29 protein-coding genes and 2 pseudogenes are annotated in these 25,492 nt (G+C 62.9%); 11 read left to right on the top strand and 20 right to left on the bottom strand.

Going from position 1 to position 25,492, the window contains the following annotated elements; translation table 11 throughout:
• Positions 1-109: 109 nt before the first annotated feature.
• The 5 genes from AC07M7_RS13375 to AC07M7_RS13355 form a co-directional block, all read right to left on the bottom strand.
• The gene (locus AC07M7_RS13375; protein WP_180843326.1) at positions 110-319 is read right to left on the bottom strand and encodes a hypothetical protein; all 210 of its coding nucleotides are present in this window, start codon (positions 317-319) and stop codon (positions 110-112) included.
• 281 nt (positions 320-600) lie between these two features.
• A complete protein-coding gene (locus tag AC07M7_RS13370) occupies positions 601-897 on the bottom strand; it encodes a single-stranded DNA-binding protein (protein ID WP_495207598.1) in 297 nt (98 codons plus the stop codon).
• A gap of 13 nt (positions 898-910) precedes the next feature.
• Positions 911-2,008, bottom strand: coding sequence for a replication initiation factor domain-containing protein (locus AC07M7_RS13365; protein ID WP_495207597.1), 1,098 nt, complete (start codon positions 2,006-2,008; stop codon positions 911-913).
• Positions 1,998-2,174, bottom strand: a complete 177-nt coding sequence (locus tag AC07M7_RS13360; RefSeq protein ID WP_197591756.1) for a hypothetical protein — start codon at positions 2,172-2,174, stop codon at positions 1,998-2,000. The genes AC07M7_RS13365 and AC07M7_RS13360 overlap by 11 nt, the downstream gene beginning before the upstream one ends.
• The gene (locus AC07M7_RS13355; protein ID WP_495207596.1) at positions 2,171-2,398 is read right to left on the bottom strand and encodes a hypothetical protein; all 228 of its coding nucleotides are present in this window, start codon (positions 2,396-2,398) and stop codon (positions 2,171-2,173) included. Before AC07M7_RS13355 ends, AC07M7_RS13360 begins: the two co-directional genes overlap by 4 nt.
• Before the next feature lie 159 nt (positions 2,399-2,557).
• Between AC07M7_RS13355 and AC07M7_RS13350 the strand changes: the two genes are divergently transcribed.
• Positions 2,558-2,935 (top strand): DUF3693 domain-containing protein, encoded by a 378-nt coding sequence (locus AC07M7_RS13350; RefSeq protein ID WP_495207595.1) that lies wholly within the window; start codon positions 2,558-2,560, stop codon positions 2,933-2,935.
• A 91-nt stretch (positions 2,936-3,026) separates the two neighbouring features.
• Positions 3,027-3,386 (top strand): DUF3653 domain-containing protein, encoded by a 360-nt coding sequence (locus AC07M7_RS13345; RefSeq protein ID WP_495207594.1) that lies wholly within the window; start codon positions 3,027-3,029, stop codon positions 3,384-3,386.
• Positions 3,387-3,427: 41 nt separating this feature from the next.
• On the opposite strand, the gene AC07M7_RS13340 is transcribed toward AC07M7_RS13345, so the two are convergent.
• The gene (locus AC07M7_RS13340) at positions 3,428-4,006 is read right to left on the bottom strand and encodes a hypothetical protein (protein WP_495207593.1); all 579 of its coding nucleotides are present in this window, start codon (positions 4,004-4,006) and stop codon (positions 3,428-3,430) included.
• A 359-nt stretch (positions 4,007-4,365) separates the two neighbouring features.
• On the opposite strand from AC07M7_RS13340, the pseudogene AC07M7_RS13335 reads away from it, so the two are divergent.
• From AC07M7_RS13335 to AC07M7_RS13325, 3 genes and pseudogenes are all read left to right on the top strand, one after another.
• Positions 4,366-4,605 (top strand): annotated as a pseudogene (locus AC07M7_RS13335) (transposase); the annotation flags it as partial.
• Positions 4,606-4,647: 42 nt separating this feature from the next.
• The gene (locus AC07M7_RS13330; RefSeq protein ID WP_495207607.1) at positions 4,648-5,013 is read left to right on the top strand and encodes an IS30 family transposase; all 366 of its coding nucleotides are present in this window, start codon (positions 4,648-4,650) and stop codon (positions 5,011-5,013) included.
• Positions 5,014-5,017: 4 nt separating this feature from the next.
• Positions 5,018-5,167, top strand: a pseudogene (locus tag AC07M7_RS13325) (IS3 family transposase); the annotation flags it as partial.
• Positions 5,168-5,302: 135 nt separating this feature from the next.
• On the opposite strand, the gene AC07M7_RS13320 reads toward AC07M7_RS13325, so the two are convergent.
• Together AC07M7_RS13320 and AC07M7_RS13315 are read right to left on the bottom strand one after the other, a co-directional pair.
• Positions 5,303-6,736, bottom strand: a complete 1,434-nt coding sequence (locus AC07M7_RS13320) for an ArnT family glycosyltransferase (protein WP_495207592.1) — start codon at positions 6,734-6,736, stop codon at positions 5,303-5,305.
• Between the two features lie 784 nt (positions 6,737-7,520).
• Entirely contained in the window at positions 7,521-7,790 is a 270-nt protein-coding gene (locus AC07M7_RS13315) for a hypothetical protein (protein ID WP_495207591.1), read from the bottom strand.
• Positions 7,791-8,224: 434 nt separating this feature from the next.
• On the opposite strand from AC07M7_RS13315, the gene AC07M7_RS13310 reads away from it, so the two are divergent.
• From AC07M7_RS13310 to AC07M7_RS13300, 3 genes are all read left to right on the top strand, one after another.
• The gene (locus AC07M7_RS13310; protein WP_495207606.1) at positions 8,225-8,980 is read left to right on the top strand and encodes a tetratricopeptide repeat protein; all 756 of its coding nucleotides are present in this window, start codon (positions 8,225-8,227) and stop codon (positions 8,978-8,980) included.
• A gap of 455 nt (positions 8,981-9,435) precedes the next feature.
• Positions 9,436-9,792, top strand: a complete 357-nt coding sequence (locus AC07M7_RS13305) for a hypothetical protein (RefSeq protein ID WP_495207590.1) — start codon at positions 9,436-9,438, stop codon at positions 9,790-9,792.
• Entirely contained in the window at positions 9,793-10,263 is a 471-nt protein-coding gene (locus AC07M7_RS13300) for a hypothetical protein (protein WP_495207589.1), read from the top strand.
• Between the two features lie 17 nt (positions 10,264-10,280).
• Here AC07M7_RS13300 and AC07M7_RS13295 read toward each other — a convergent pair whose 3' ends face one another.
• The 4 genes from AC07M7_RS13295 to AC07M7_RS13280 all read right to left on the bottom strand — a co-directional run bounded on the left by AC07M7_RS13295 (position 10,281) and on the right by AC07M7_RS13280 (position 13,419).
• Positions 10,281-11,012 carry a hypothetical protein gene (locus tag AC07M7_RS13295; RefSeq protein ID WP_495207588.1) on the bottom strand — a complete coding sequence of 244 codons (732 nt, stop codon included), beginning with the start codon at positions 11,010-11,012 and terminating at the stop codon, positions 10,281-10,283.
• A gap of 61 nt (positions 11,013-11,073) precedes the next feature.
• Positions 11,074-12,171, bottom strand: a complete 1,098-nt coding sequence (locus tag AC07M7_RS13290; protein WP_495207587.1) for a hypothetical protein — start codon at positions 12,169-12,171, stop codon at positions 11,074-11,076.
• Positions 12,172-12,311: 140 nt separating this feature from the next.
• Positions 12,312-12,788 (bottom strand): nuclear transport factor 2 family protein, encoded by a 477-nt coding sequence (locus AC07M7_RS13285; protein ID WP_495207586.1) that lies wholly within the window; start codon positions 12,786-12,788, stop codon positions 12,312-12,314.
• 61 nt (positions 12,789-12,849) lie between these two features.
• Entirely contained in the window at positions 12,850-13,419 is a 570-nt protein-coding gene (locus AC07M7_RS13280; protein WP_447782987.1) for a TetR/AcrR family transcriptional regulator, read from the bottom strand.
• A 168-nt stretch (positions 13,420-13,587) separates the two neighbouring features.
• Here AC07M7_RS13280 and AC07M7_RS13275 point away from each other — a divergent pair, with 168 nt between their 5' ends.
• Positions 13,588-14,541 (top strand): alpha/beta fold hydrolase, encoded by a 954-nt coding sequence (locus AC07M7_RS13275; RefSeq protein WP_495207585.1) that lies wholly within the window; start codon positions 13,588-13,590, stop codon positions 14,539-14,541.
• 44 nt (positions 14,542-14,585) lie between these two features.
• Here the strand turns inward: AC07M7_RS13275 and AC07M7_RS13270 are convergent, their stop codons facing one another.
• Complete coding sequence (locus AC07M7_RS13270) at positions 14,586-15,215, bottom strand: cation efflux transmembrane domain-containing protein (RefSeq protein ID WP_495207584.1); 630 nt, start codon at positions 15,213-15,215, stop codon at positions 14,586-14,588.
• On the opposite strand from AC07M7_RS13270, the gene AC07M7_RS13265 reads away from it, so the two are divergent.
• Positions 15,214-15,711, top strand: coding sequence for a MerR family transcriptional regulator (locus AC07M7_RS13265; protein ID WP_253077972.1), 498 nt, complete (start codon positions 15,214-15,216; stop codon positions 15,709-15,711). The genes AC07M7_RS13270 and AC07M7_RS13265 overlap by 2 nt on opposite strands.
• Before the next feature lie 72 nt (positions 15,712-15,783).
• On the top strand, positions 15,784-17,817 hold the full coding sequence (locus AC07M7_RS13260; protein WP_495207583.1) for a TonB-dependent receptor plug domain-containing protein: 2,034 nt from the start codon (positions 15,784-15,786) through the stop codon (positions 17,815-17,817).
• Between the two features lie 136 nt (positions 17,818-17,953).
• Here the strand turns inward: AC07M7_RS13260 and AC07M7_RS13255 are convergent, their stop codons facing one another.
• The 7 genes from AC07M7_RS13255 to AC07M7_RS13225 all read right to left on the bottom strand — a co-directional run bounded on the left by AC07M7_RS13255 (position 17,954) and on the right by AC07M7_RS13225 (position 25,393).
• Entirely contained in the window at positions 17,954-19,435 is a 1,482-nt protein-coding gene (locus tag AC07M7_RS13255; RefSeq protein ID WP_495207582.1) for a porin, read from the bottom strand.
• 32 nt (positions 19,436-19,467) lie between these two features.
• Entirely contained in the window at positions 19,468-20,508 is a 1,041-nt protein-coding gene (locus AC07M7_RS13250; protein ID WP_495207581.1) for an alpha/beta hydrolase, read from the bottom strand.
• A 205-nt stretch (positions 20,509-20,713) separates the two neighbouring features.
• Entirely contained in the window at positions 20,714-20,920 is a 207-nt protein-coding gene (locus AC07M7_RS13245) for a hypothetical protein (RefSeq protein ID WP_495207608.1), read from the bottom strand.
• Between the two features lie 17 nt (positions 20,921-20,937).
• Positions 20,938-22,548, bottom strand: a complete 1,611-nt coding sequence (locus AC07M7_RS13240; protein ID WP_495207580.1) for a PepSY-associated TM helix domain-containing protein — start codon at positions 22,546-22,548, stop codon at positions 20,938-20,940.
• A gap of 11 nt (positions 22,549-22,559) precedes the next feature.
• Positions 22,560-22,859 (bottom strand): hypothetical protein, encoded by a 300-nt coding sequence (locus tag AC07M7_RS13235; protein WP_337302449.1) that lies wholly within the window; start codon positions 22,857-22,859, stop codon positions 22,560-22,562.
• Complete coding sequence (locus AC07M7_RS13230; RefSeq protein ID WP_495207579.1) at positions 22,846-23,139, bottom strand: hypothetical protein; 294 nt, start codon at positions 23,137-23,139, stop codon at positions 22,846-22,848. The genes AC07M7_RS13235 and AC07M7_RS13230 overlap by 14 nt, the downstream gene beginning before the upstream one ends.
• 58 nt (positions 23,140-23,197) lie before the next feature.
• Positions 23,198-25,393: a TonB-dependent siderophore receptor gene (locus AC07M7_RS13225; RefSeq protein ID WP_495207578.1), complete on the bottom strand. Its 2,196-nt coding sequence runs from the start codon at positions 25,391-25,393 to the stop codon at positions 23,198-23,200.
• Positions 25,394-25,492 lie beyond the last annotated feature (99 nt).

Below are 25,492 nucleotides of genomic sequence, written 5' to 3'. Positions count from 1 at the left end.
CATAGCGCCCCCAAAAATCCGATCATCACGAAATACCCCGCGTACGCCATGACGTTCCCCTTCAAATGAAAAAGGGCGGGTTTCCCCGCCCCGTGTGGCACTGCTCGAATCAGCCGCCGGAAGCGCGCTGACCCTTCTTGATCAGCGCGACGACACCGCACAGCGTCAGGACCGCAACACCGATCAGCGTCAACTCGCCCTTGTCCATGCCTTCGGTGGCAGCGGTAGCCAGTTCACCAGCGAATGCCGGTGCGGCCACCATTGCGGTGGAAGCGATGGCAGCTGCCTTCAGGCCGATCTTGCGCAGGTTCTTCTTCATGGTCTTCTCTCTGGATTAGGTGATTAGCCACCTGTGACCCGGCGTGCTTGCCGGATCATGAAACCGACGCCCCACATGCCTGCGATTGAGCAGCTGATAACTAGGGAATCGGCAACGCTGATCGGTGGCAAAAGGATCGGCGCTGGTCCATAGAAGGGGTGCGCGCATTGCCCTGTTGCAGCATCGAAATCTGATGCCTTGCAGTGCAGGACAAGAACGGTCTCTTCCATAGGGACTCCTTCGCCGTGACCGCGCCAAAGGCACGGCCACGGCTCGATTGGTTACGGGGTGGCGGCGCGAGGTGCAGCCTTGGGCACCATACGCAGAACGGTGAACTTGCTCAGCGAGGCGACGCCCTTGTTGACCTGCAGCATGGATTCAACATCAAGCTCGTACTCGCCTTCGGGATAGCCCGGCTGGCCCTTGTCCAGGCGCACGTCGAACGGATACGCAAAACCACCGGTTTCAAGCTTGGCCTTCTGCTTGCGGGTGGTGTACTCGACGTTCTCGCCAGCGTCGTTCTTGAAGCTACCGCCGCGTTCGTCAATTTCGTTCTTGAGGACGGTGACCTTGATCATTTCGTTACCCCTTTCAGGTTGGTTGTATGACCACGCTTGTGGCCCAGTTCGCTGCTACGTCTCCTGTTGCCCACTTCGGCAGCTTTGGCGAAGTGCAGGATTTGAAGACCGCCACTGCCACGCCTTCATCCGGGCAGGTGCGAAACACGAAATTGACGAAGCCGCCGTATTGGCGTTTGAAGTGACGGCATGCGCTCTTGAACGTGGCGACCGCCGCAGCCTTCGTCACGTCGATGCGTGACGAAATGCAACGCAGGAAGCGCAGAACGGGGTATGCGCCGAGCAGGTATGCAGCCGGATCACGAAGCAGGTCCAGCGGCAATTCCTTGCGGTTGGAGGCGCGGAACTGCGCTTCATAGCGCACCCAAGGAGAGGACTTGTCACCCAATTCCCGCCCCTTCTCATAGACACGCAGCTGCTTTTCGGACTTCTTGCCGCCGACATACAGGGTCTTGCCGTCACCGCTGTCGTAGTCGTCAACCAGCTGCGCCTTAGGGCGCTGACCGCGATTGTCGAACTCGCCTTCGTCGTACCACTTCTGTGCCAGGCGCAATGGGTACTTGCCCATCAGGTCATCGGCGCACACATCGAGACGGGTAATCCTCCCGCCGCAGCTTTCGAGCTTCGCTCGAAGCTCCAGCCACCGCTGCGCATGGCCGCAGCGCGCAGCGGCTATGGTTTTGCATCCCTCGCCAGTCAGCTCAATACGAGCGGTGTAAGTGCCGTCAGCACGGCGGCAGTTGTCGCCGCCCAACTCGATCATGCCGACGAACTTCTTTTCGGCATTGATGATCTTGACTCGCCACAGGTAGAAGCGCCCTCCCCCGGCCACCTCATCCAGCTCAAGGCCCAGCCCAGCGAAGAACCAGCAGAACATCTGCAACGCAACGACACGGGCGTTATCGGCGCTGTAGTCGATCCAGTTACGGACCTCTTCGAACGAATCGCCGTCGCGGAAGGCGAGTTCGTTGAGGACCGCGAACATGTCCACTGAGGCGGAAAACCAGTCGATGCCGACCGTCAGGGTTCCATCGGCGTTCCTGAATTCACTGACTCCCCTGTTAGACGAGGGGAGTCCCGACTCGGCCAGCACCACGCGATCACCGACCATTGGAGCGATCCTTCCGGAGCTTCCACAGGCGGCGAAGCGCCAGCCATGCCTGCTCGATCACGATGGAGACCAACGCGCCTCCCAGCCAAACGGCGATGAGCGCGGCACAGGCCGCAAGACCCATATCGAACTCCGCCAGTTCGGCGAATGAGAGACCCCTGCTCATGCGGCGCGTTCCTGCTCTTCGGCGTAGCGAGCGGCGGCCAGCAGATCGCCGCGCTTGGTGGCGGCAATCTCAGCCTTTGCGAGTTCGATGACCCGGGCTTCGCGGGATTGCTGGGCGGCGGTGTGGTCACGCCGGTCGAGCAGCCACGAAACGATGCGAGCGCCGCCAATGGACACGGCCACGATGGCCGCCAGCAGCACGAAGGTAATGAGCGGATCGATCATCCCTATCCCCTGCCCCAAGCCCCAAGAGAACCCGCCAGCGGCCTTGGGGTGCCGGTGGCGGGACCGTCTACATCCGTAGGCGGTGGGGGCTTTATACGCGCCTACATCCGTAGGCGTCAACACCTGTAGGCTACACCCGTACACGAACCCGAGGCGGCTATGGACTGGAATGACTTCTTTGAGCGGACCCGCGTAGCGGCCAAGGTCGAGAGCTATTCAAAGCTGGCGCCGCTGCTGGGGATTACGGATGGCGCAATCGGCCACTACCGCATGGGCAGGCGTGTGCCACAGGTTTGGGTCGTGGCGGATGCGCTCCGTATCCAAGGGCATCCGGAGCCTGAAAAGCAGGCGATTGAGATTATGAAGCGTGCGGCGCTTACGTCGCCGGAGCGCACTTTCTGGAAGCGCTTAGCGGCGACCGCGATGGCCTTGTGCTTGGCTGTTGGCTTTGCCCTGCCCCACAAGGCTCAGGCCGCCGTTGCGGGCTTTGATAAGCCCACGGTCTATACATTATGCGAAATGATGTATCTGGGGTGATCCGGTTCGTGGGCTCCGCTTGGCAATGGCTCCGACTCTGGCTTGGCTCTTGCCTCCCTGTTGGCTCCCCCGACAAGGATGAGATTGCAGCATGAGCAAGATCGATCCCCATGATCGCATCGAACTGACCGGCCCTTGGGCCGGTTTCGGATTCCAAGCTGGGCACATGTTCACCCCTGAGGGTCACCAACTGGAGCCTTGTGACATGACCTGGTGGTCCCTGACCTGCAACATCGCGCGGGAATGGCGCCTAATGATGGCTGAGGCGGCTCCAAGGACCTTGGCTGCACGGAATGCTTCGACCACAGCGGAATCCAGCGTCATCTACCTAGCCGAGGCGCTCAGAATTCGCCGAGAGCGACGGTTCGGCGTGCGTGATCCCGGCCCCGACGCCGAGGCGTCCAATGTGGTCTACATGAGTCGTGGGCCGAGACCTAGCCAGCGCGTGTGAGGCGTTGACCGTAGGGGCTCTGCCCCTACACCCGCTCAAAACTACGCATCAGAGGACGTAATTTTCTGTACGGCTGCTTCAAATGCGGTATTTGTGGCAGCTGAGGGCGATCCTTGGAAGAACACGGCTTGGAAGCTGTTTACATCTCCCGAAGTCTTGTCGCGAATCGCCAAATAACCGTGAAGCACACCACCAGCGTCGGTAACCCTAAATAACCCGCTCATGATGGCCGTAGATCGTCGGCTCTTGGGGCGGAATGTGAATGCGATGTAGCCTTCCCAAAGTACACCCGTAACGTTTACAGCTGAATCAAACTGGTGGGTGCTGCTACAGAGACGAATCCGACCCTCCCCGGTGATTTTCGCGGCTGCTTGGCGAAGTTCCAGCGTGAAAAGTGTGGCGCTCTCGGGGAGTATCAGCTGCGAATGCCAGCCGCCATCCACCAGTAGACCGTTGTAGAGAATGCCTTCCGCCTTAGGACGGATCTTGTGTTCCCAGAGAGAACTCAAGCCCCAAAGCAATGCGGTGGTAAGAATGCCCGTCACAATCCCTAATACGATCTGTCCACTTACCGCAGGTTGAGTAAGCGATGCAGCAGTGACCGCTGATAGCTCCATCATTCTTGGTCCTCTTTTAGGCTTGAATTTCGCAAAGATCCTACTTGCATGCGGCCCACACCTTGTCATCCATCCGGCGACTTAGCTCAAAAGATCGGCCCATGCCGACTGCTTCATACACTCGCGCACGCTCTGCCTTGGCGGCTTCGCAGGCGCTGGGGTCCTTGTACTGCGAAATATGGTGGAGGCGCCCTCCACCACCGCCATTGCTGCGGTAAGTCGGGTTGGAGCGCGCTGGGCGTGGTGCGATTGAGGTCGCGTTTTGCTGGCGTATGTTGTCCAGGCGCTGTTCGTTCTCAAGGGTTCTACCCCGTTTTCACGCACACTTACGAGAAGGCCGATCCAGGCCATGAGGAGTGTTCATGTCAAAGCGTAGGAAGTTCAGTGCCGAGTTCAAGCGCGGCGCGGTTGAGCAGGCGAGCCAGCCCGGCATCAGCTGCGCCCAGGTGGCCCAGGAGCTGGGAATTCGCGACAGCCTGCTGACCCGCTGGAAGCGCGAGGCACAGAGCCCGGGAGCTATCGCCTTCGGGGGCACCGGGACACCACGGGATGAGGAGTTGGCACGCCTCAAGCGTGAGCTGGCGCGGGTAAAGATTCCTCGGACGAAGAACGGTCCTGCGCTCGCAGGCTACGGAGCAATCACGATGGCCAACGCCCTCAAGAAGACCGTGACCACGCTGCCTGCTCAGCTGTGGCAGTCATTGACTTGGGATCGAGGCAAGGAACTGTCAGACCATGCACGATTCACCATTGAGTCCGGAGTGCGTGTCTTCTTTGCCGATCCTCACAGCCCATGGCAGCGCGGCACGAACGAGAATACGAACGGGCTGCTGCGCCAGTACTTCCCCAAAGGCACTGACCTGTCTCGCTGGAGCGAGCAAGAGATTCAAGCCGTGGCCTGGACTTTGAACAACAGGCCACGTAAAACGCTGGGATGGAAGACACCAGCTGAGGCTTTGAACGAGTACATAAAATCCGTTCAACAACCCGGTGTTGCGACGACCGGTTGAATCCGCCCAGTTCCGCAGCGGTGACTACCAAGGATATCTCGCGGCTAACGGGCTGATCTGCTCAATGAGCGCCGTTGGACATTGCGGCGACAACGCCGCCTGCGAAGGCTTTTTTGGGCTGCTCAAGCGTGAGCGAGTCTATCGAACGAGCTATTGGCCGTGGCGACGCTGGTGATCGCGGTGCTGGTCGAAAAGCCAGTGCAGGGCGGGGCGTCCGTTTCTTCGCGCAGCGCCATCCGCCGGCGACCCTGGACCCTCGGTCGTTGCCGTTACCTGGAGCTGTCGACCGCTATTTCAGGTGCTCTTGCTTGTGCAAGATGCTAAACAAAACACGCCCCTGGTAGGGGCTTCCCCATCGGTGCGGCGTGCAGCCTTGGCTGGCCAGGGTCTTGGCAATGTTGTCGTATGCCTCCGTCTTGCTGATGAAGAGCGCGTCGCGGGGGCTGCTCTGTGCCAGCACAGGCAGCAGCGATCCGTCGTAGGTAGGATTGAAAGGAGACGCCGGCTGTGGCTGTAGTGAGAGTTTTCTGACCTGCGCGCGCAGGTGCAGGTGCAGGCCGTAACGCGCCATGTCCTCGACGAATATGACCGTGTTGATCTTCCAAGGTACACGCGATTCGATTGCCGCCGTCCACGCCGAGGCGTCCTTGTGCGTCTCCCAGCCAGCGCCAGCTATCCGCGTACCAACGAGCAGGGCGGCCCACAGCAGGATCCAGCGAAGGCGGGGCAGTCCTTTGCCACGCTCGCTGCGTTCAGAGGCCGCAGCGATGGCCAGTGGTACGAACAACGGGAGGATATACAGCGGCAGGCGCGAACGGGACAGGCAGAACACGAGTAATGGCAGCACGATCCAGAGTACGAGCAGCAATTGCTCCGGTTGTAGCCGTTGAATACCGCGCAATCCGGCCGCGCGCAGACGCCCGGCCGTACGCGCCAGCCATCGTGCGATGCTGTACGTCCACGGCAGGGTGCCGAACAGCAGGGCTGGGCCGTACGCCACTAGCCAGCCGTACCACTGACCGTTACGCCGGAATCGATCACTGGCCACGCGGTCGATGACTTCAGCGCCGACGAAGTACTGGAGAAGGCCGGGGTTCAAGGCGATCACCAGCACATACCAGGGCAACGCGACGATTGCGAAGATCAACGCCGCCAACATGTGGCGGCCCAGGCCTACCTGGGGCCCTGGGGAGAGCACGGCCATGGACGCGATGACCAGCAGCGGCGTCAATGCCGGCGGCCCCTTGGTCAAGAAGCCGAGGCCCAACGCGAACCACGTCAGCAGCCACCACCGCTGAGGACGCGAATGGCCGAATCGGTATTGGACGTATGCGTACATCGCCAGGGCCTGGCAGGCGCTGAGGATGAAATCGGTGGTGACCAGCTGACCGGCCGTGAACGGGAGCAACAGGGTTGCGTAAATGATCGCTGCCGCGCGTCCGTTACGGGGAATCAGCCGGTGCGCGGTCAGCCCCGCAAGCAGCATGCAGGTCAAGAAGGAAAGGGCGATCGGTAGGCGAGCGGCCCACGGGTTGTAGCCAAACATTTGAACGCTACTGGCTATGGCCCAGTAGGTAAGCGGCGGCTTTGTCCAATGGCCCACCTCGCTGTTGCGCTTGGGGCTCAACCAGTCGCCAGCTTCCAGCATCATCAGTGCGACGTTGGTATAGCGACCCTCGTCGGGATCCCAGATGCTGCGGGCGCCGAGGAACGCGAACGCCATGAACAGGCCCAGCAACACAACAATGACCGCGCCGCTCCGACCCTGCAGTGCGCTGCGCGGGGCGCCTGGACTAGGCGGGTCGCGTGTCTGGCCGGCGTTGTCTGCAGTAGATGCAGTGCGTTGTGCCGTCGCCGCAGTAAGATCGCCGTCCTGCATCCGAATCGTTGTCAACGTCTGCGGGAGGGTAACCCTACACTTCCCGTTGTCGGATTTCGGTCAGTGCACACCGGGCGAGCTTCTGCAAGCGGAGCGCGCCGGGGCGAGGATAGGGCCCACTGGCGATCACGCGGAACGTGGCATCGGTGCGCAGCCCCCAAGCCGATGACCGCCTGCGGTCACGCCCTTGCCGCCGCCCTGGAAAGGAGTAGGCACGATCCACAGCGCACGCCGCTCACTGCATTGTCATAATTTGCATCACTTCCCGGAGATACTCTCCGTGGCAAACATCCAAACGCCTGTCTGGCTGCCGTGCCATCAAGCCCAAGTCTAGAAGGCGGCGATGATGCTGACAGCCTGCTTGACCAAGGCGGGGTTCAGGCCGTCCTTTGGCAGGGGGCTGTCGACAAGGGGGTGAAGCTCTTGGATGGAGTGATTTTGCTGGATGCTACGCCGACCGCTGGCAGCGGCGATTCCAGGATGCCTGCCAGCCTTTCGGTGCGTTCAAAAAAACCCGCATGAAGCGGTTGCCTTTGTCGTGGAATGCGAAGACGAGGTGTCGACGCAGGTTGGCTTCCGGAGGCTGACATAGACGGCGAGAGGAATGGATAGCCTCGATAACGAGACCTTATCGCGGCTGGCCTGCATTGGCCGAGAGCACAGGTTTTCGCGCGATTTCCAGCCCCCCAACAACGTCCACAGGCACAAGAATCGGGAGATTCTTCGCCGGATCCCACAGCACATAACTATCACCCAAGCGACCCACCAGACTCAGGCCGCCCTGCACCTTCCCATCAGCAGTCACCGTCACCGTGTGCTCGCTTCCGTCGGTAGTGATCTTCCTGGCACGCTCAGATCCAAGCCAATTCGAAGAAATCGACACATAGACAAGCATCATCAGGACATAGATGTGTTCGTTGTCAGTTTGCCTTCAGCCCAGCCGCCAAGCAGTAGGGCCACGAGCATGAAGAACAACACCATGCCGATCCCCGCAAGCCCTGCCAGCGCAAGCTCGCTTACCGCAACAAACTGAAAGGGATCCAGGCCGAAGTGACCCCAATACGCTTTCAGATAGAAGGCCCCTTGAACCAAGCCAAACGTGACCAGCGCCGAACCCTATCCAGCAACATCGGCCATCGTTAGCGTCTTTTGCATACGTTCCATGTATCCCCTTCCATCAGTGCATCCCCGGCACACAGTGACATGCAGCACTCTGCCCCGCAGAATCCAACTCGATTAACGTGACGCGTCACGCCCGACCGGCGCCACCCCATTGGCGCCCCACCCCTCCCCCACCATAGTTCCACCCCTCACATGGACGAGGCGGCACACATGCCCTATATCGGAATCGGACTCCACGTACTGGTGGCCATCTACTTCGCGGTGCACGCCATCCGCTCTGGCCAGAGCCTCTACTGGCTCATCCTGCTCTTCTCGTTCCCGCTGCTCGGCAGCGTCGTCTACTTCCTGGCGATCTACTTCCCGGAAGTACGCCACTCGCGCGGCGCCCGGCAGGTCGTTCGCTCCGCCAAGCAGCTCATGGACCCGGGCCAGGACCTGCGTAACGCTCGCGCCGAGCTGGCGCGCACGCCCACCGTGCAGAATCGGGTTCGCCTGGGCATGATGCTGCTGGATGCCGGCCAGGCGGAGGAAGCCAGAACCCTGCTTGAGCAGGCGGCCAGCTCGCCACTGGGTGACGACCCCTACATCCTTACCGGTCTGGCGCGCGCCCGCCTCGAGTCGGGGCACGCCGCACTTGCAGTCGAGACGCTGGATGGCCTGTTCGCCCGCCATCCGGACGTGCGCCGCAAGCCGGAACAGACCCTGCTTTACGCGCAGGCACTGGCCGCCTCTCTGGCGCCCGGTGCGCGCGCAGCGTTTGAGCGTGCTGTGGAATGTGGAAACGATGCGGCTGCGCGCTGCCTCTACGCCGAGTGGCTGATGGCACAACCGCAGCCCGCCGACCGTGAGCAGGCCCGTAGCCTGCTCGCCAGCATCATCGACAATGCCCAGCATTGGTCGCGCCATGCACGCAGCCACAATGCCGCCTGGCTGGAGCGGACCAAAGCCGCGTTGAAGGGCTACTGACGCCTGGCGGCCTTTGGTAGTCCTGTCGCATCCGCCTCGCTCATGGTCTCTCCGGGCGGATGCCGACAGTCCGCAGGCCTGCACCACCGACATCGCCGATAGCATTGCAGCGCAAGGCTTCAGCCTCATTGCGCCGTATGCAACGATTCTGAAAGTGTTGAAAGTGGTGACGGCATCGGCCTTACTGCATTGGCATCGCGCACAACCGGGCGTATTCCTTTGCGTGCCACCGGAAACGGGTGGCCGGGATTCGAAACCCCGGTAGTTCGCTGAAGTAAACGCTTGCCAGCCGGCATCACCCTGTGTGGTGCCGGCTGGCAATCCGTCGGCCGGCTATGGCGGGCGGTGCGTGGAGGCCTTGTGCCTGCCGGTTCAGCGAACACCGGGTTTCGAACCACGCACCGTCCGCCACCTTTATCGGTGGCGGCTTCTGCCTGCACGCAAGGAGCCCAGCCATGACCCAGCCCCACTCCCCTGCCCCGCACCCGATCCACGACGCGCCCGCCAACGGACCCGCGCTGGACCCGAACACGCTCATCGCCCTGCTGCACAGCATCGGTTCCGGCGCTGCCTCCGATGGCCAGCCCTGGCCGGAGCGCCACCAGATGCCCGGCCGACGGCTCGCCCTCGCCGACACCGACTGTTCGCTGGCCGGCCTTCGCGTGGTGCTGGAAATCCTGCTGGCCGCACAGCGCGCCCGCGAGAACGGCGAACTGGAACAGTACGTCGGCCCGCGCGTCATGGAGGGGCTGATCATGGCCGGGCTGGGTCTCGTAGCGCACGCCAGCACACGGGTACGTCCGGACGGTTGAGTGACGCGGCATCGCTGGGCGGCCACCGCGCTCTGTCTCGTGGTGGTGGTTGCGGCACAGGCGCGGTGGCTGGCGCCCCCACTGCCATCTCCTATCGGGTTCCAAAGCATCAACGACGATCGATTCTCACAACTGCACCGCCAGGCAATGCAGTTCGTGGAGTCTAGGCCGCGACAGGGCTTCCAGTTCGTCGAACAACATCGGGATGCCTCGTTCCAGATTCACTGCAAAGGCGTTCCGGTGCTGTGGCTGGAGAGGCGCTCGCAACATCTGCTGTTGCAGGTCTCACTGGACGCGGAGCAGCGGGCGCCCGCCGTTCTGCAGATGCGAGCAATCCTCCAATGGCAGTTGGAGCCATTGGATTATCTGGAACAGGTGCTGGCTGGTGTGCCGGAGCCTGTTCTGATGGACCGGGTGCTGCAGATTTTCGCCAGCGAGGTTCCTGATGGGGCGCGATGTGGCACGCAGTAGTCGAGCATGGCTCGACGCTACAGAGGCGCGGGCTGCGGCGGCTCAGGTTCGTGGATGGAGCCTTCCAGCAGGGCCACGTAAGTGTCCAGGCGGGTGCGCATGCTGATCAGCATCCAGCCCAACAGGTACAGCAGCACCATGGCGAAGATCAACAATGCGCCGACAAGGCTGACGTCGAATGCGCCAGCCCAGTCACCCCATTTCCATCCCCGGAACTGCAGATAGAGCGCAATCAACAGTGGAAACGGCCCAAGCCGCTGCAGCCCGCCGTACATCAGGCCCATGCGCTCGATCATATTGGTACGGAGCGTGCTGACGTAGCGCAAGCGGCGCTCGCGCTCAATGCGAGGGAAACTGCGAAGCTCGGTAACCACCGTATGCCAGTGTGCGAAGTCGCCGTCCATCTCCATCGCGTGCGACAACCGTGGCTGACTGAACTGGCGGAAGCCTCTGCGGACGGCAAGAACACCTCCAAGAAGGAAGCCTCCGATCTCGATCGACAGGCACGCAACAACCACTTGCAACACCACACTGACGGGTAGCCACCGATCAGGCAGCTGGCCACAGAGAATGCCAACGATCGCGGCGGCCAAACCAACGCGAAACGCCCACGTCTCCCCCCTGCCCGCCTTCGGATAGATGCTGTGCTCAACCAGCCCCTGCACCCGCTGGTAAAGCCAGTGAAAGGTCAGTTCCTGCGAATCGGTCTTTGCCGGCGAATCGAGTCCGCCCCCTGCCTGCATGTCCATTGCGTCCCCTGCCCCCGGCTACGATACCGGCCGTAGCATCGTAGCCGACGCGCAGCAGCTTTCAGAAATAGAACCCGATATTGAGGTTCAGCCGCGAATGCCAGCGCGACGGGCCGCCATTGTTGATGCCGATGCCATCGCCGCCCGCAAACCACATGTTGCGGCCGGCAATCCAGTCGACATAGGTGAGCATCACGCCCTTCTGCAGGCTGCAGCCGGCGACGTTCTGCCAGGAGTCGCGCACCCCGCTGCTGTGCCCCACCGGGCGCGTCATGCTGAGGTTGTTGTAGCAGGCCAGGTCGTCCAGCCAGCCGCGCGGGCCAAAGGAATAGGCAACGTTGGCACTGGGCACATCGGCCTCGGCCGCGATTTCAAACGGGGCCTGGAACGCCGACAGTGCGATGCGTTCGCCGGGCACGTTGTAGCGGTACCGTGCCCATTGCAGCTGGGTGGTCCAGCCATCGCGTTTCCACTGCGCATGCACGGCGGCGGCCTGGTGATCGTGATGGCGGCGGGTGCGGGTGTTCTGCACCTTGCCCGCGAAGGCCGATGCGCCGACCAGCAGCTCGCCGCCTGCCCAGTCGCGCGTTTGCTCGACGCGCACATTGAACCGCTGCCGTTCGCGATACGGCAACGCATCGGTCTGTGCCACATCGAAGGAATAGCGGTCGTAGCGTGCCCCGGTTCCGTATTCGTCACCCGAGAACCAGCCGAGGTGCCAGGTGGTCTTGCCGGCCTGGTGGAGCACCACAACGCCGGGGTCGTAGTCGTCCTCGATGCCCAGGTAGTACCCGGACCCGAACCAGAAACTCTGCGAGACCGTGGGCAGCAGCCCAAAGGGCACCTGCTGGATACCGGCCTTCAGCTGCGTGGCGTCGGTGAACTTCCAGCCCGCATAGGCATGATGGATTGCATCGAAGCCGTCGTACCAGCGGTACTGCGCGGAGAAGGAGAAAGGCCCGCTGCCGGCGTCGAGGTCGGCGCGAAGCAGCTCCAGCTGCAGGCGGCTGGTGGGCCCGTAATCGAGCCAACCATAGTTGAATCGAACGGCGCCACCGAGATCGAAATGAGGCGCTGCGTTGCGGTCTTCGCTGGCCGCGCGCGCATCAAACGAGGGTGCGGCCAGTGCTGCTGCGATGATGATGGGAACTGCCTTCACGGTCGCGTCCTGCCTCCTGTTTTGCGAGTGAAAGCACTCGATTCCAGCCTTGGTGCGCGTCATGCCTCAACCTGAGGCATGACGTGCTGTGGCGTGCAGGTTACGCAATGGAGGGTGAAGCGAACGTCGGTCAGCCGTGCTCACATACCCAGATCGGACAGCCCTGGGTGATCATCCGGGCGACGCCCCAGCGGCCAATGGAACTTGCGCTCGCTCGCCTTGATCGGCATGTCGTTGATGCTCGAGAACCGATGTTCCATCAACCCATCCGCTCCGAATTCCCAGTTCTCGTTTCCATAGGAACGGAACCAGTTGCCGGAGTCGTCATGCCATTCATAGGCGTAGCGCACGGCAATACGGTTGCCGTTGAAGGCCCACAGTTCCTTGATCAAGCGGTAGTCCAGTTCCTTCTTCCATTTGCGGGCCAGGAACTGCCGCGCTTCCTCGCGGCCGTGGGTGAACTCGGCACGGTTGCGCCAGCGGGTGTCGAGCGAATAGGCCAGTGCGACCTTGTCAGCATCGCGGGAGTTCCAGCCATCCTCGGCAAGGCGAACCTTCTCGATGGCCGATTCAAGGGTGAACGGCGGCAGCGGCGGACGGGGTGCTTCAGTGGACACGGCGGGGCCTCCAATCAAGTGGATGAACGGGGTGCTTCGACGGGTTTTGATGGCTCAGGCGTCAGCGCCTGGCCTGCTCCAACAACACTTCTGCAACATCCCTGGCGGTGTCTGCGGCGTTGTAGTCGCCCATCACGCGCGAGACGGTGATGGCGCCTTCCATGAGAACCAGCAGCTGCCGCGCCAGTGCGTCCGGCTGCTCGATATGCAGTTGCGTGGTGAGCTCCAGCGTGTAATCCAGCAGCTTCTGCTTGTGGTGTTTTGCGATGTGGCGGATCGGATCGTCGGGGTCGCCCACCTCGCCCGCGGTATTGATGAAGGCGCAGCCGCGATAGCCCTCGGACTGGAACCAGCCCTTGAGCACGGTGAACATGCCGAGGATGCGCGCTTCGGGGCTGTCGGCCTTGTCGCACTCCTGCTGGAACCAGTCCAACCAGCGCACGTCGCGCGCGTTCAATGCCGCAGCGGCTACTTGGTCCTTGTTTTCAAAGTGCCGGTAGATGCTTTTGCGTGCCACGCCGGAGGTCTTCACCAGCAGGTCCATGCCGGTGGCGTGGATCCCGTTCTGATAGATCAGCGCCTCGGCGGTGGCCAGGATCTTCTGCGCGGTGTCGGTGCCGGTCTTGTGCATGGCTGCATGGTAGAACGAACGTTCTACCCTGTCAACACACGGTGGGCAGCGTTTCGGGTGCGAACATCCATGCAGGACGATCTATCAAGAAATCCGGACATTGCATCACCCTGACGCCTGAGTACAGGCGCAAAGTACGCCTCACCACCCACCCATGAGAGTTCCCGCATGAACACCTTCGCCCGCACCCTGGCCGTTGCCACCCTCGCCCTCTCGGTCCAGGCTGGCCTGTCCGCGCAGGCCGCCGAACCGGCCAAGTCGGCGCCGATCACCAGCATCGCGCGCACCGCCAGCTACATCACCACCGCCGATGGCGTGCAGCTCTACTACAAGGACTGGGGCCCGAAGGACGGCCCGGTCGTCACCTTCAGCCACGGCTGGCCGCTGAACTCGGACAGCTGGGAATCGCAGATGATCTTCCTGGCCAACCACGGCTACCGCGTCATTGCCCATGACCGTCGTGGCCACGGCCGTTCCAGCCAGCCGTGGGACGGCAACGACATGGATCACTACGCCAATGACCTGGCCACGGTGATCAACACGCTCGATCTGCATGACGTGACGTTGGTGGGCTTCTCTACCGGTGGCGGCGAAGTGGCGCGCTACATCGGCCGCCATGGCACCGGCCGGGTGAAGAAGGCCGTGCTGATCAGCTCGGTGCCGCCGTTCATGCTGAAGACCGCTGACAACCCCAACGGCCTGCCGATTGAAGTGTTCGATGGCATCCGCAAGGCGCAGATGGACAACCGCGCACAGCTGTACAAGGACATCCCGTCCGGCCCGTTCTACGGCTTCAACCGCCCAGGCGCGAAGGTGTCTCAGGGCCTGATCGATGCATGGCGGGCACAGGGCATGCAGGGTGGCCACAAGAACACCTACGACTCCATTGCCGCGTTCTCGGCCACCGATTTCCGCGCCGACCTGGAGAAGTTCGATGTGCCCACCCTGGTCATCCACGGTGATGACGACCAGATCGTGCCGATCGACATCTCCGGCCGCCAGTCGGCAACGCTGGTCAAGAACGCCAGGCTGATTGTGTACCCGGGTGCGCCGCACGGGCTGACTGACACGCACAAGGACAAGGTCAATCAGGACCTGCTGACGTTCCTGCAGGAAAAGTAAGCCCTTCCGGGCTCCGGTATCTCGCCGGAGCCCCTTGCATCACCTCACGCTTTCGCAGCCGCGCGCCACGCGGGCCACGCTTCGCTGATGACGCCAACCGCTGACTTCAGGAACAGCAGCGCAATGACCACGCCCGCCGCGATATCCGGCCAGCCGCGTCCGGTCAGCGCAACGCCACCGGCAGCCACCAGTACACCGAGGTTGGCGGCGACATCATTGCGGGAGCACTCGAAGGTGCTTTTCATGTTGATGTTGAGCGCGCGGAACCGCCACAGCAGTGCCAGGCACACCAGATTGGCCAACAGCGCGATGGCTCCGAACCCCAGCATCAAGCCACTGCAAGGCGGCACGCCGTGGGCCAGCTTGCCGACCACCTCCACCACGATGAACACGAAGAAGCCCAGGATCAGCAGCCCCTTGGCCAGGGCTGCGCCGGCCTCCCAGCGCGCTCCCCGCTTCACTGCCCACAGGCTCAGGCCGTATACGATCGCATCGCCCAGCATGTCCACTGCATCGGCCTGCAGGGCGCTGGAGCGCGCCATGATGCCCGCGCCGAACTCGATGAAGAACATCGCCAGGTTGATGATGAGTACCGCCACCAGTACGCGCCGCTGCGCACTGTGGAGAGCCAACGCTTCCAGTTCCCGGCGCTTGTGGCCGCAGCAGTGGTCCATGGGTATCTCCGGCCAGGTCTGGCCTGGGCTTGAAAAGAGGTGGGGCAGCCGTTATCAACCCTGTAGCCCCTACAAGGTCAAGCCCGTGTCCGCCCACCTCACCATCGGCCAGCTGGCCCGGCAGACCGGCACCAAGGCCGAAACCATCCGCTATTACGAAAAGATCGGCCTGCTTCAGCCACCGCTGCGTTCGGACGGCAACTACCGCTATTACAGCGCCCAGGACCAGCGGCGTCTGTCATTCGTGCGCCGCGCCCGTGAGCTTGGCTTCTCCATTGAGCAGATCCGCGAGCTGATCGCCTTTGGTGAGCAGCGCGAACACGAATGCAGTTCGGTGGACGACGTGGTGAAAGCGCACATCGCGGATATCACGCGCCGGATCCATGACCTGCAGGCGCTGCAGGGCGAACTGAAGCGAATGATCGGCAATTGCCCGGGCGGCCGCGTGGCCGATTGCAGGGTGCTGGAAGCCCTTCAGCCGCAGCCTGGCCCTTGACCTTGTAGTTGGATCAAGGTTTACAACGCCGGGCTACTTCGCCACCGCGCGGCCCCGCCGCCCTGACGACCCATGACCCTGTTTCCCCATCCGCTTGCCCTGGCGTTGAGCGCCGCTCTGCTGTCCGCCGCGGCCTCGGCCAGTGCGCATGAACCACCCGCCGCGCACGACGACCACCACGATGAGGCTGTGGAGCTGGATGCGGTGGTGGTGCAATCAACCCGGTCAGGGCGTCGCGTTTCCGACGAACCGATCCGGGTAGACGTCGTATCGCAGGAGGAGATCGAGGAGAAGCTGCTGATGTCGCCGGGCAACGTCTCCATGCTTGTGGCCGAGACGGCGGGCGTGCGGGTGCAGAACACCTCGCCGGGCATGGGCGCATCGAACATCCGCATCCAGGGCCTGCGCGGTCGATATACCCAGCTGCTGGCCGATGGTCTGCCGCTGTACGGCGGTCAGTCATCGTCCATCGGCCTGCTGCAGATACCCCCGACCGACCTTGGCAGTGTCGAGATCATCAAGGGCAGCGCGTCGGCGTTGTACGGCCCGGCTGCGTTGGGTGGCGTGGTGAACCTGATATCGCGCCGGCCCAAGGAGACTGCCGAGGCCGAGATGCTGCTCAATGCCACCAGCCGCGGCGGCCAGGACGTGACCGGCTACGCAGCCCGGCCGCTGGCAGAGCACTGGGGCTTGTCGGTGGTGGCCGGCTACCACCGCCAGGACCGACAGGATCTGGACGGAGACGGCTGGGCTGATATTCCCGGCTACGAACGTGCCACGGTCAGGCCGCGGCTGTTCTGGGAATCGGAGAACGGAGCGCGTGCGCTGCTGACGGCAGGCGCAATGCGCGAGAGCCGGCTGGGCGGGACCCTGCCCGGTCAACGGGCGCCCGATGGGCAGCCCTTCGCCCTAACACAGCGCACGGAGCGCGTTGACGCCGGCGCCGTGGTCGATGTTCCGGTCGCCCTAACACAGCGCACGGAGCGCGTTGACGCCGGCGCCGTGGTCGATGTTCCGGTGCGCGAGAGCGACCGCCTGCAGCTGCGCGCATCGGCCATGTCCACAGATCACGACCACGGGTATGGCCCTGAGCAGGACAACGACACCCATCAGACCGGCTTTGCGGAAGTCAGCTATGCGTCCGGCGTAGGCGCCACCAGCTGGCTGGCGGGCATTGCCGCGCAGCAGGACCGGTTCCGTTCCGCCCGATACGCGCAGTTTGATTACCGCTACACCGTGCCCGCCCTGTTCGTACAGGCCGAGCAGGCGTTGCGCGATGACCTTACGCTTTCCGGCAGTGCGCGCTGGGATGACCACAGCACCTATGGGGGGCATTTCAGCCCCCGCGTGTCACTGTTGTTCCGCCCTGACGACTGGACCCTGCGCGCGTCGATCGGCAGAGGCTTCTATGCTCCTACGCCCTTCGTCGAACAGATCGAGGCCGCTGGCCTTTCACGCCTGGAGCCGCTGAGTGGCCTTCGTGCGGAGATCGCTACCACGGGGTCCATCGATGCAGGCTACGTGCATGGCCCCTGGGAGCTGAACCTCAGCGTGTTCGCATCCGACATCGACCATGCGGTGCGCCTGGTGGAGGCTGTAATCGCCCCGGGTGAACGTGTGCAGCTGATCAATTTGGCGGGTGTCACCCGCACCCGTGGCAGTGAACTGCTGTTGCGCTACCGCTGGCAGGACATCACGGTGACCGGCAGCTATGTCTACACCGACGCGCGAGAACCCGGCGCGGAAGGCGCTGGCCGCCGCCCGGTCTCCCTCACACCCCGGCACAGCGCAGGACTGGTTGCCATGTGGGAGCGGCATGATCGTGGTCGCGTGGGCCTGGAAGCCTACTACACCGGCATCCAGGCGCTTGACGAAAATCCCTGGCGTCGACGCAGCCGGCCGTATCTGGAAGTAGGTGCACTGGGGGAGATTGTGCTGGGAAGAGTCAGCCTGTTCCTCAACCTGGAAAACATCCTCAACGTCCGCCAGAGCGGCTACAACCCGATGTTGCGGCCTCGCCGCGCCGACGATGGCCAGTGGACCGTGGATGCATGGGCGCCGCTGGAAGGGTTTGTGGTGAATGGTGGTGTGAGGATGAAGTTCTAGGCGGAGGTCGTCTGCTTGGTCACACCATCCGTCACCTTCTGTCCCTTTGGACGCACGCAAATGACTGTCCTTCCATCCCGCGATCGAGCCGCATCATCGAAAAATCGGTACCGATATTTGCAGATCGTCAGCCAGATCAGAACGAAACCTGCGCTCGCACGCCGACGGTGTTGCCGGAATCCGGCCCCTGCGCGTTGCCGACCTTGTTGTCGGTCTTCCAGTGAACATAGTTCAGCATCAGGCGTGACCAGTTGTTGAGGTACCAGTTCACCCCGAGCGTCCATGCCGTGCCCTCGCCGCCACGGGCCGCATCCAGAAAGTCGTAGCGGTCGTAACGCGCGGCCAGCTCGAAAGCGCCGGCGCCCCCCTCCTGCACCGGGCGCAATACCCGCGTGGTGCCCCATACCCCGGAGCGGCTGCTGAATCCGGGGCGCTCGCCGGTGATCAGCCAGCCGGCGTAGACCGATGTCGCCTGCTGGTCGACCGAGTCGACCGTGCGTGACTCGATGGTGCGGGTGGTGTGTTCGGCGAAGGCCCACACCGGGCCGTACACTCCGCCCATCTCAAGCCCCCAGGCGTGGTTGACGGTGACATTGGCGATGGAGCTGGCCGACACGCGCACATTGCCGTTCCAGCCCAGCGCGATCGGGGAGGTCTTGTTGATGCTGCCCACGTCCTGGGCGAGATCCTCGTACCAGTACCAGCCTCCCAGATGCACGAAGCTTGCCTGGCCACGCAGTGGGTTCCAGTGTGCGCGCAGCAGATACGCAAGGGTGTCGCTGGCCGTGCTGTCATTGCCGATATCGTCGCCGGTCACCGCCACACTGGCGTGCCAGCCATCACCGATCACCTTGGTGGTGACGCCCAGCCCGTAATACCCGCTCTGCTGGGCACCCACAGACGCCACCGCATTGCGCTGCATGAAAGGCGTATTGACGCCGCTGGTGCCACCATCGATCCCACGGTCCTTGAGCTTGTTGCCCACGTAGATTTCCGTTGGCAGGCCACCCAGCCGCGTGTCCCAGGACAGATAGGTGTCCTTCAGCGAGACATCGTTGCCCGCAAAGTCCGCATCGATCTTGTAACCCAGCGGTCCCATCCGGCCTTCGGCGCCGAGACGGCCGCTGGCCAGATCAGTGCCTTTGATATTGCGTGCGTCGAATCCGGAACCGTGGGTACTGCTGAAGTCGACCATCACCCGGCCACGGGGGTGGAAGGTGAACTGGCCATCGCTGCTGCGGAACTCAGGGCCTCCCTTGCGCCAACGCACATTGCCATCGCCCCCGCCACCGGTTGCGGCGAGCTGTGCCACCTGCGCCTGCAGAATGGCCATGTCGTCCTGCCGGGTGTCAGCGATTGCCGCAGCCACCTGCACATCGACGCCCGTACCTCTGCCAGGTGCCGCGCCCGTACTGTGCGATCCACGTTCCAGTGCAGCCAGGCGTGCACTCAATTGCTCCAGCAGGGTTGCCTGTTCACGCAACTGCTTGGCCTGCTGCTGCACCTGTGCACGCAATCCGGCTTCGGTATCGCCGGCCGCAGCCAGCACAGAGGGTGAAGCCAGCAACAGGCAGCCGCCGGCAGCCGCGCCAAGCGCGGCACGCTTCAGTGAATTCATGCAGTTCTCCCGAATGAAATACAGTGCGCGGCTCAGTCGCCCGCGCCGTCATCGTCCAGCGAGCGCGGTGGCTGAGCTGCAGCCGTGGGTATCGCGTTGGCATCGTGCGGCGGCAGCCGCGCGGGCGGCGGCCCGAGGTAGCCGTGGCTGCGTGCCCAGTTGGCGAAAAGGCGCGGCCACTGCGCGACCAATGTCCCGGGCTTGCCCAACCCCCAGCTGTGACCTCCGGCTTCGAACAGGTGCAGCTCCACCGGAATGCCTGCCGCATGCGTGGCCTGGTACATGGCCACGCTGTGGCCGACATCCACGGTGCGATCATCCACGGCCTGGGCCAGGAACACCGGCGGCATGTCCTTGCGGACGTGCTGTTCGACCGAATAGGCCTGCTGTGCGTCGTCCTGGCTCGCCAGTTCCCGCTTCGACCGGGTGTGGTCCAGCGGCGCGCGCATTGAAACGACCGGATAGATCATGGCAAGGAAGTCCGGGCGCGCTGACAGCTGGTCGGCTGCATCCACCGGCGGATACAACGGGGCATCGAAGCGCGTGGCAACGATTCCGGCAAGATTGCCGCCGGCGGAAAAGCCCAATGCGCCGATGCGCTTCGGATCGACCCCCAGGCTTGCCGCCTGCGCGCGCAGCAATCGCATGGCGCGCTGGCCATCCTGGAAGGGCGAGACCGGTGCCCACCCATCGGCAGGCAGACGGTAGTAGACCACGGCGGCAGTGACACCCAGCGATTGCAGCCACTGCGCCGTCGGCTTGGCAGCGCTGCCGATCTGGATGCGGAAGTAACCACCACCTCCGAAGATCACCACGGCTGTCCCGTTCGGTTTCAGCGGTCGGTAGATCTCCATGCGCGCGTTACTGATTCCCGAGACCGCGCCCTTTGCGCTGCCCTCGATACCGATCCGTTCTGGGCCACGTGCGCGTTGCTGCCAGTGGCCCTGCGGCCACAGCGGAACCACCTCGGGTGTCGGTGCGGGCGGCGCTGCCGGCAGCGCGCCCGCGAGCAAGGGATTCAGCAGGAACAGAAGCACTGCCAGCCCGCGCAGTTTCCCCACATGCAGACTCATATCACGCCCTTCCGTCGGCCTTTACGTGGCGAAGTGTGCGTCGAGTTGCGTTGGCGACCTATAGCCGGATGGGACTAGCTGGATCGTGTTTTTCTGTGTGCACTGCAGCATCAAAGTGGACGCCTTTGGCTGGAAAGTCACCAGAGGATTCGCCATTGCAAGGTTTCGTAGTGCCCCGCACCGCCTGCGCCAGGCCCGACGTCAATCACCCAGAAAGTTCCGTGGCCGGCTGGCCCAGCCTCAGGTAGCCCAGGCTGATCTGCTGCAGCAAGTGCAGCGGGCGGGCAATGGCGTCTTCTTCCATGAAGAACGCATCCGCCTGGTCGACCGTCATCTGCAGGACTTCGGCGATGCTACAGCCATTTATGCTGCCAACTCTGTTCACCGCTGCCCTTTCAATGTGGCCGGCCATCGGCGGGCAACACGGATCTACTTCCCGGCCGCTTGGATGCGCCCTGCCCTTGTGGTCGCATTTCCATCGGTGGCCCAAACGCTGTCCCTGTGGCCCACCTTCGCGCGCTTCCTGGAACGCCTCGCCAGCTGCCAGAGAATGAGGGCAGCAACGATTGCGGTCGCGTCCACGGCCCCCCCAGCACTTGAATGGTTCCAGGTGCCGGGCACGCCGGCCAATGCTGCAAGACTGCCGAGCGGGATCAGTGCCGTCACCATGGCGCCAACGTACAGCAACTCATATGCCGAGCGCGCAGCCCCTCGCAGGAACGCCCAACCGACTGCCATCAGGAAGACCGCATAGTAGATGCCTTCGTGCCATGCCGGCACATTGGCAACCAGGTCAGGAAGCCACTTGGTAGCTGCCAGTGTTGCCGAGATGCCGATGACACAGCCCAGGGACACACCGATGGTCAGCGATCCCAGCACCCGGGTGGATCGCTTCTGTTCGGGAAGGCTGGCATCGCGCTGCTTCTTGCGTCGTGACTCGATCCACAGCAGGTTGCCGGTGTAGAACACGATCGCACCGCCAAGCCCAAGCAACAGGTACATCCAGCGCACCGGGTTCCCGCCAAAGCTGCCGAAGTGAAGCATGAAGAAGGCATTGACGGCGGTATCCCAGCCACCCATGTGTCCTGGCAGGTCATGGGTGTCCACCACGCCAGTGTAGGGATCGAGATGGGTGCTCATGTAGGTGCGGGCACGGGTCCCGTAACGGATATCCAGACCGCTGACACGCCCCTCGACCTCACTACCCTTCTGCTGGAAGCCCAGGCTGTAGACCTCAAAGCCCGGCAGCTGTGCCTTTACCTTTTCCAGTAGTGCCGGAGCGGACAACGGCTGAGCACCCGGGGCAGGCCCGGCATCGTGCTCTTCGCCCCATTGGATGCCGTTGGGATAAACCACCTTGTCCTGGATGTCGTAGATCTGATCGTGGAAAGCGAATACCACGCAGGTCACGGCCATGATCAGGTGGAACGGCAGGCTGACAATGCCCAGCGCATTGTGCACATCCAGCCACATACGCTTGATGTTCTTACCTACCCTCACGGCGAAGAAGTCTTTCACCAGCGTCGGCAACAGCACGATGACGCCGGAGATCAGGGCCACGGTATACATCAGCGCAATGGTGCCCATGATGGGGCGCGAAATCGCATCGGGGAACGGCAGACCGACGAACTGATGCAAGGTATCAACAAGCTGCGCCACCGGTGCCTTGCGCAACTGCTCCACCTGGAGGTGGCCCTTCTCGTCAAAGCTTGCGCCAAACTCAGTGAACTGCCGTGGCTTGTCGCCACGTATTCGCCAGATCAGGCGTGCAGGCGCTTCAGGCGACGTCTGCACCATCACGCTGTAGTTCTTTGCCGCCTCGGGATGCGCTTTGAGTACTGCGGCCAGCAGGTCAGGTGCACGTTCCATCGGGACCGGCGCAGACAGCGCAGACGGCGGTGTCGCCCATCGCTCCAGCGGCTTCTCGAACATGGTGATCGAGCCCGCATAGAAGGCGATGAACAGCATCAGGCCAGCAAAGATGCCAACCCATATGTGCACGTCCTTGTAGACCTTGATGATGTCGTTGCGGATCTTCATGTGAGGTCCAGTCAGCCTAGGTGGCTGCGCGCCAACCAGAGCCCGCCAAAGGCGACTGCGTTGGCAGCACCCAGCCACAGCCAGGCGCTTGCGCTGCTACGAAAAAGGAAAACAAATGACAGGATCGGGGCCCACAGCAGCACGACCAGCCACATGTTGAACTGGGCCTTGCCACCCCCGCCATCAATGCCGCCGGGCCCAAACCACGCGAACAGGCCGGACAAGGCCAGGGAGAGCCCGAAGCCCAGGAATACACCGGCACACGTCTTTCCGAACCAGTGTCGGCTCTGCAGCTTGTCAGGGCTGGCCATGGCCACCTCCACGCTGTCGAGCTCGCCAGACGCCCAGGAAGGGCGCCGCCGACCAGACCAGCATCAGAATCGTCAACCAGGTGAAGAAGGCCGCAGCGCTTCCCATCAAAGACAGGAACAAGGCCAGCGAGACCAGCGACAAGGTGCTGCCGGGAATCCATTTCCCACGCGCAGGCCAGGGCCCGGCGTGCCGCCACTGCTGTTTCGGCGACGCCAGATAGAACAGCCATGCCCCAACCAAACCCGCGACTGAAGCCAGCACCGCCATCACTACCGACATTCTGGAACTCTCATTTGGAAGCCCCGTGACCTGGCTGGCCGGTCACGGGGTGGAAGGGTTACCAGGTGAACCGAGCAGTAGCCGTGACGGTGCGTCCCGTGCCGAAGAAGCACGAGGAGACACCGCTGCACGTGGTCACGAATCGCTTGTCGGTCAGGTTGCTGACGTTGAGTGCGAACTGCGTGCCCACGCTCCCGATCGCACCGACGTCATAACGGATGGCTGCATCCCACATCGTGTAGGACGGAATCAGGTAGACGTTGGCGCTGTCACCGTAGCTTTCGCCGTTGTAGCGGACGCCTGCGGCAAGGCTGAGGCCTGCGAGTGCCCCGCCCTGGAAGGTGTAGTCACCCCACAGCGCAGCGGTCCAGTCCGGAACCATCGCCAACTGCTTGCCCTGATAGCCGTTGTTGCTCTTGGTGACTTCCGAGTCCATCCACGATGCGGCACCGATCACGCTGAAGCCATCGAGGGGGGTGATGCGGCCTTCCAGCTCGACGCCACGTACGCGGCCTTCGCCATCCTGGACCTGGCACTGGCTGGACCCAGTCGTGCCACAGGTGTTGTGGCTGGGATCAGGGTCGTTGGTGAGGATGTTCTGCTGGCGCAGATCGTAGGCTGAAAGCGTGATCAGGCCATCGAATCCAGACGGCTGATACTTCACGCCCACTTCCCATTGCTTGCCAGTGATTGGGTCGAACGGGGTCCGGTCGAAGGACTGTGTAGCTGTGCTGCCTGCCGGCTGGAACGACTCGGCATAGCTCAGATACGGCGTCAGGCCGTTGTCAGCCACGAACAGGATGCCAGCGTTGCCGCTGAAGGACTCGTTCTTGATGCGGCTCGGCGCGCGTGCGCCATAGCGATCCGTGGCCACGGTGTACGACTGCGTCCAGGTGTCGTCCTTGGTCCAGTCGTAACGGCCTCCCACGGTGAAGCGCCACTTGTCCAGCGCGATCTGATCCTGCAGGTAGGCACCCGTCTGGCGGTTGACGCCTCCCGAGTAGCTGATGCTGTTGGTCACCGGAACATAGCCGGTGTAGACCGGATTGAAAATGTCGATCGGCGCCGGATCACGCATCGCCCCGCGTGCCGCATCCCAATCGGCCTTCTGCCAGTCCACGCCCACCAGCAGCGTGTGTTCAGCCGAGCCGGTCTGGAACTTGCCGGTAACGCGGGTGTCGATGGTGTCGCCCTGAGAGTCTCCCTCGCCCCAGGTGGCACGGCGCTTCTGCGTGCGGCCATCCGGGTTCAGGCCACCATTGGTCACCACGGTGCGGAAGGTCGACTCCACGTTGGTGCGGCGGGCACCCTGGCTCAGGGTCCAGTTCTCATTGAAGGCATGTTCGAACAGCCAGCCGGCCGTCCAGATGGTTCGGTCGTAGGTGTTCCAGTTCGGTTCGCCAATGAAGGTCGTGTTCTTCATGCGCCCATAGGGGGTGGCCTTGAGCGTGCCGTCCATCGGCAGGAACTGGTAGGTCGAGCCGCCGTCATCACGCTGGTAGAGACCCAGTACCGTCAGTCGCGTGCGCTCGGCCATCTGGAAGGTATAGCTGGGGGCCAGGAACCAGTGCTGCTGCTGGGTGTGCTTGATCTGCGTGTCACCGTCGCGATACAAGCCCACCAGGCGCCCGAGGTGGCGCTTGTCGTCCGATGCCATGCCCAGGTCGAACGCGCTGCTGTGCTGGCCGTTTCCATCCAGACCCAACTGCAACACCTGCTGCTGGTCAGGTGTCGGGGTCTTGCTGACCTGGTTGACCATGCCGCCCGGAGCCACCTGGCCATACATGACGGCCGACGGCCCCTTCAGCACCTCGACACGGTCCAGGTTCCAGCTGTCCACCATGGTCCGGTTCCACTGCCCTCCCTGCGGGGCGCGCATACCATCGATGGTGACATTGTTGCTCCAGCTGCCGGCATCGAAGCCGCGGATACGAAAGTCATCGACGCGGTTGTCTATGCCGCCGCTCTCCAGAACCACGCCGGCCACGTAACGCATCGCCTCGTTGAGGTTCTGCACACCACGGGCATCGAGCTCTTCGCGGGCAATGACCGAGACCGACTTGGCCATTTCCGCAACCGGCGTGTCGGTCTTGGTGGCGCCGGAGGTGTGGGTGGTGGTGCGATAGGCGTTGACGCGCACCGCATCCAGTGTGGTGGCGCTGCCATCGGGTGTCTGTGGTGATGAATCTTCAGCGCGCCCAACCAGCGGCAATGCCAGCATCAGGGCAACGGAAGTGGACAACAGGGTGCGCATGGGCACTCGGGAGGTAAGTGTGATCTTGGACATTGAAGGGCCTACGGTAGGAAGTGCGCCCTAGGCGGCAGCTGCGGCGGCGTTAATTTCGCGTTAAAT

It is taken from the genome of Stenotrophomonas sp. GW821-FHT09E08 (genome assembly GCF_059416125.1).
The sequence above is the reverse complement of the archived record's forward strand: the minus strand, read 5'-3'. Positions and strand labels throughout refer to the sequence as shown.

What these genes read in the sequence shown, in the direction of transcription:
- AC07M7_RS13280 (WP_447782987.1), bottom strand. Translation starts at nt 13,419, where the DNA reads ATGCACAAGACCGGCACCGACACCGCGCAGAAGATCCTGGCCACCGCC.
- AC07M7_RS13350 (WP_495207595.1), top strand. Translation starts at nt 2,558, where the DNA reads ATGGACTGGAATGACTTCTTTGAGCGGACCCGCGTAGCGGCCAAGGTC.
- AC07M7_RS13235 (WP_337302449.1), bottom strand. Translation starts at nt 22,859, where the DNA reads ATGGCCAGCCCTGACAAGCTGCAGAGCCGACACTGGTTCGGAAAGACG.
- AC07M7_RS13255 (WP_495207582.1), bottom strand. Translation starts at nt 19,435, where the DNA reads ATGAATTCACTGAAGCGTGCCGCGCTTGGCGCGGCTGCCGGCGGCTGC.
- AC07M7_RS13310 (WP_495207606.1), top strand. Translation starts at nt 8,225, where the DNA reads ATGCCCTATATCGGAATCGGACTCCACGTACTGGTGGCCATCTACTTC.
- AC07M7_RS13265 (WP_253077972.1), top strand. Translation starts at nt 15,214, where the DNA reads ATGGGTATCTCCGGCCAGGTCTGGCCTGGGCTTGAAAAGAGGTGGGGC.
- AC07M7_RS13225 (WP_495207578.1), bottom strand. Translation starts at nt 25,393, where the DNA reads ATGCGCACCCTGTTGTCCACTTCCGTTGCCCTGATGCTGGCATTGCCG.
- AC07M7_RS13330 (WP_495207607.1), top strand. Translation starts at nt 4,648, where the DNA reads ATGGCCAACGCCCTCAAGAAGACCGTGACCACGCTGCCTGCTCAGCTG.
- AC07M7_RS13240 (WP_495207580.1), bottom strand. Translation starts at nt 22,548, where the DNA reads ATGAAGATCCGCAACGACATCATCAAGGTCTACAAGGACGTGCACATA.
- AC07M7_RS13245 (WP_495207608.1), bottom strand. Translation starts at nt 20,920, where the DNA reads ATGGCCGGCCACATTGAAAGGGCAGCGGTGAACAGAGTTGGCAGCATA.
- AC07M7_RS13340 (WP_495207593.1), bottom strand. Translation starts at nt 4,006, where the DNA reads ATGATGGAGCTATCAGCGGTCACTGCTGCATCGCTTACTCAACCTGCG.
- AC07M7_RS13370 (WP_495207598.1), bottom strand. Translation starts at nt 897, where the DNA reads ATGATCAAGGTCACCGTCCTCAAGAACGAAATTGACGAACGCGGCGGT.
- AC07M7_RS13360 (WP_197591756.1), bottom strand. Translation starts at nt 2,174, where the DNA reads ATGAGCAGGGGTCTCTCATTCGCCGAACTGGCGGAGTTCGATATGGGT.
- AC07M7_RS13230 (WP_495207579.1), bottom strand. Translation starts at nt 23,139, where the DNA reads ATGTCGGTAGTGATGGCGGTGCTGGCTTCAGTCGCGGGTTTGGTTGGG.
- AC07M7_RS13295 (WP_495207588.1), bottom strand. Translation starts at nt 11,012, where the DNA reads ATGGACATGCAGGCAGGGGGCGGACTCGATTCGCCGGCAAAGACCGAT.
- AC07M7_RS13345 (WP_495207594.1), top strand. Translation starts at nt 3,027, where the DNA reads ATGAGCAAGATCGATCCCCATGATCGCATCGAACTGACCGGCCCTTGG.
- AC07M7_RS13275 (WP_495207585.1), top strand. Translation starts at nt 13,588, where the DNA reads ATGAACACCTTCGCCCGCACCCTGGCCGTTGCCACCCTCGCCCTCTCG.
- AC07M7_RS13320 (WP_495207592.1), bottom strand. Translation starts at nt 6,736, where the DNA reads ATGGCGTTCGCGTTCCTCGGCGCCCGCAGCATCTGGGATCCCGACGAG.
- AC07M7_RS13270 (WP_495207584.1), bottom strand. Translation starts at nt 15,215, where the DNA reads ATGGACCACTGCTGCGGCCACAAGCGCCGGGAACTGGAAGCGTTGGCT.
- AC07M7_RS13250 (WP_495207581.1), bottom strand. Translation starts at nt 20,508, where the DNA reads ATGAGTCTGCATGTGGGGAAACTGCGCGGGCTGGCAGTGCTTCTGTTC.
- AC07M7_RS13355 (WP_495207596.1), bottom strand. Translation starts at nt 2,398, where the DNA reads ATGATCGATCCGCTCATTACCTTCGTGCTGCTGGCGGCCATCGTGGCC.
- AC07M7_RS13375 (WP_180843326.1), bottom strand. Translation starts at nt 319, where the DNA reads ATGAAGAAGAACCTGCGCAAGATCGGCCTGAAGGCAGCTGCCATCGCT.
- AC07M7_RS13315 (WP_495207591.1), bottom strand. Translation starts at nt 7,790, where the DNA reads ATGATGCTTGTCTATGTGTCGATTTCTTCGAATTGGCTTGGATCTGAG.
- AC07M7_RS13365 (WP_495207597.1), bottom strand. Translation starts at nt 2,008, where the DNA reads ATGGTCGGTGATCGCGTGGTGCTGGCCGAGTCGGGACTCCCCTCGTCT.
- AC07M7_RS13260 (WP_495207583.1), top strand. Translation starts at nt 15,784, where the DNA reads ATGACCCTGTTTCCCCATCCGCTTGCCCTGGCGTTGAGCGCCGCTCTG.
- AC07M7_RS13305 (WP_495207590.1), top strand. Translation starts at nt 9,436, where the DNA reads ATGACCCAGCCCCACTCCCCTGCCCCGCACCCGATCCACGACGCGCCC.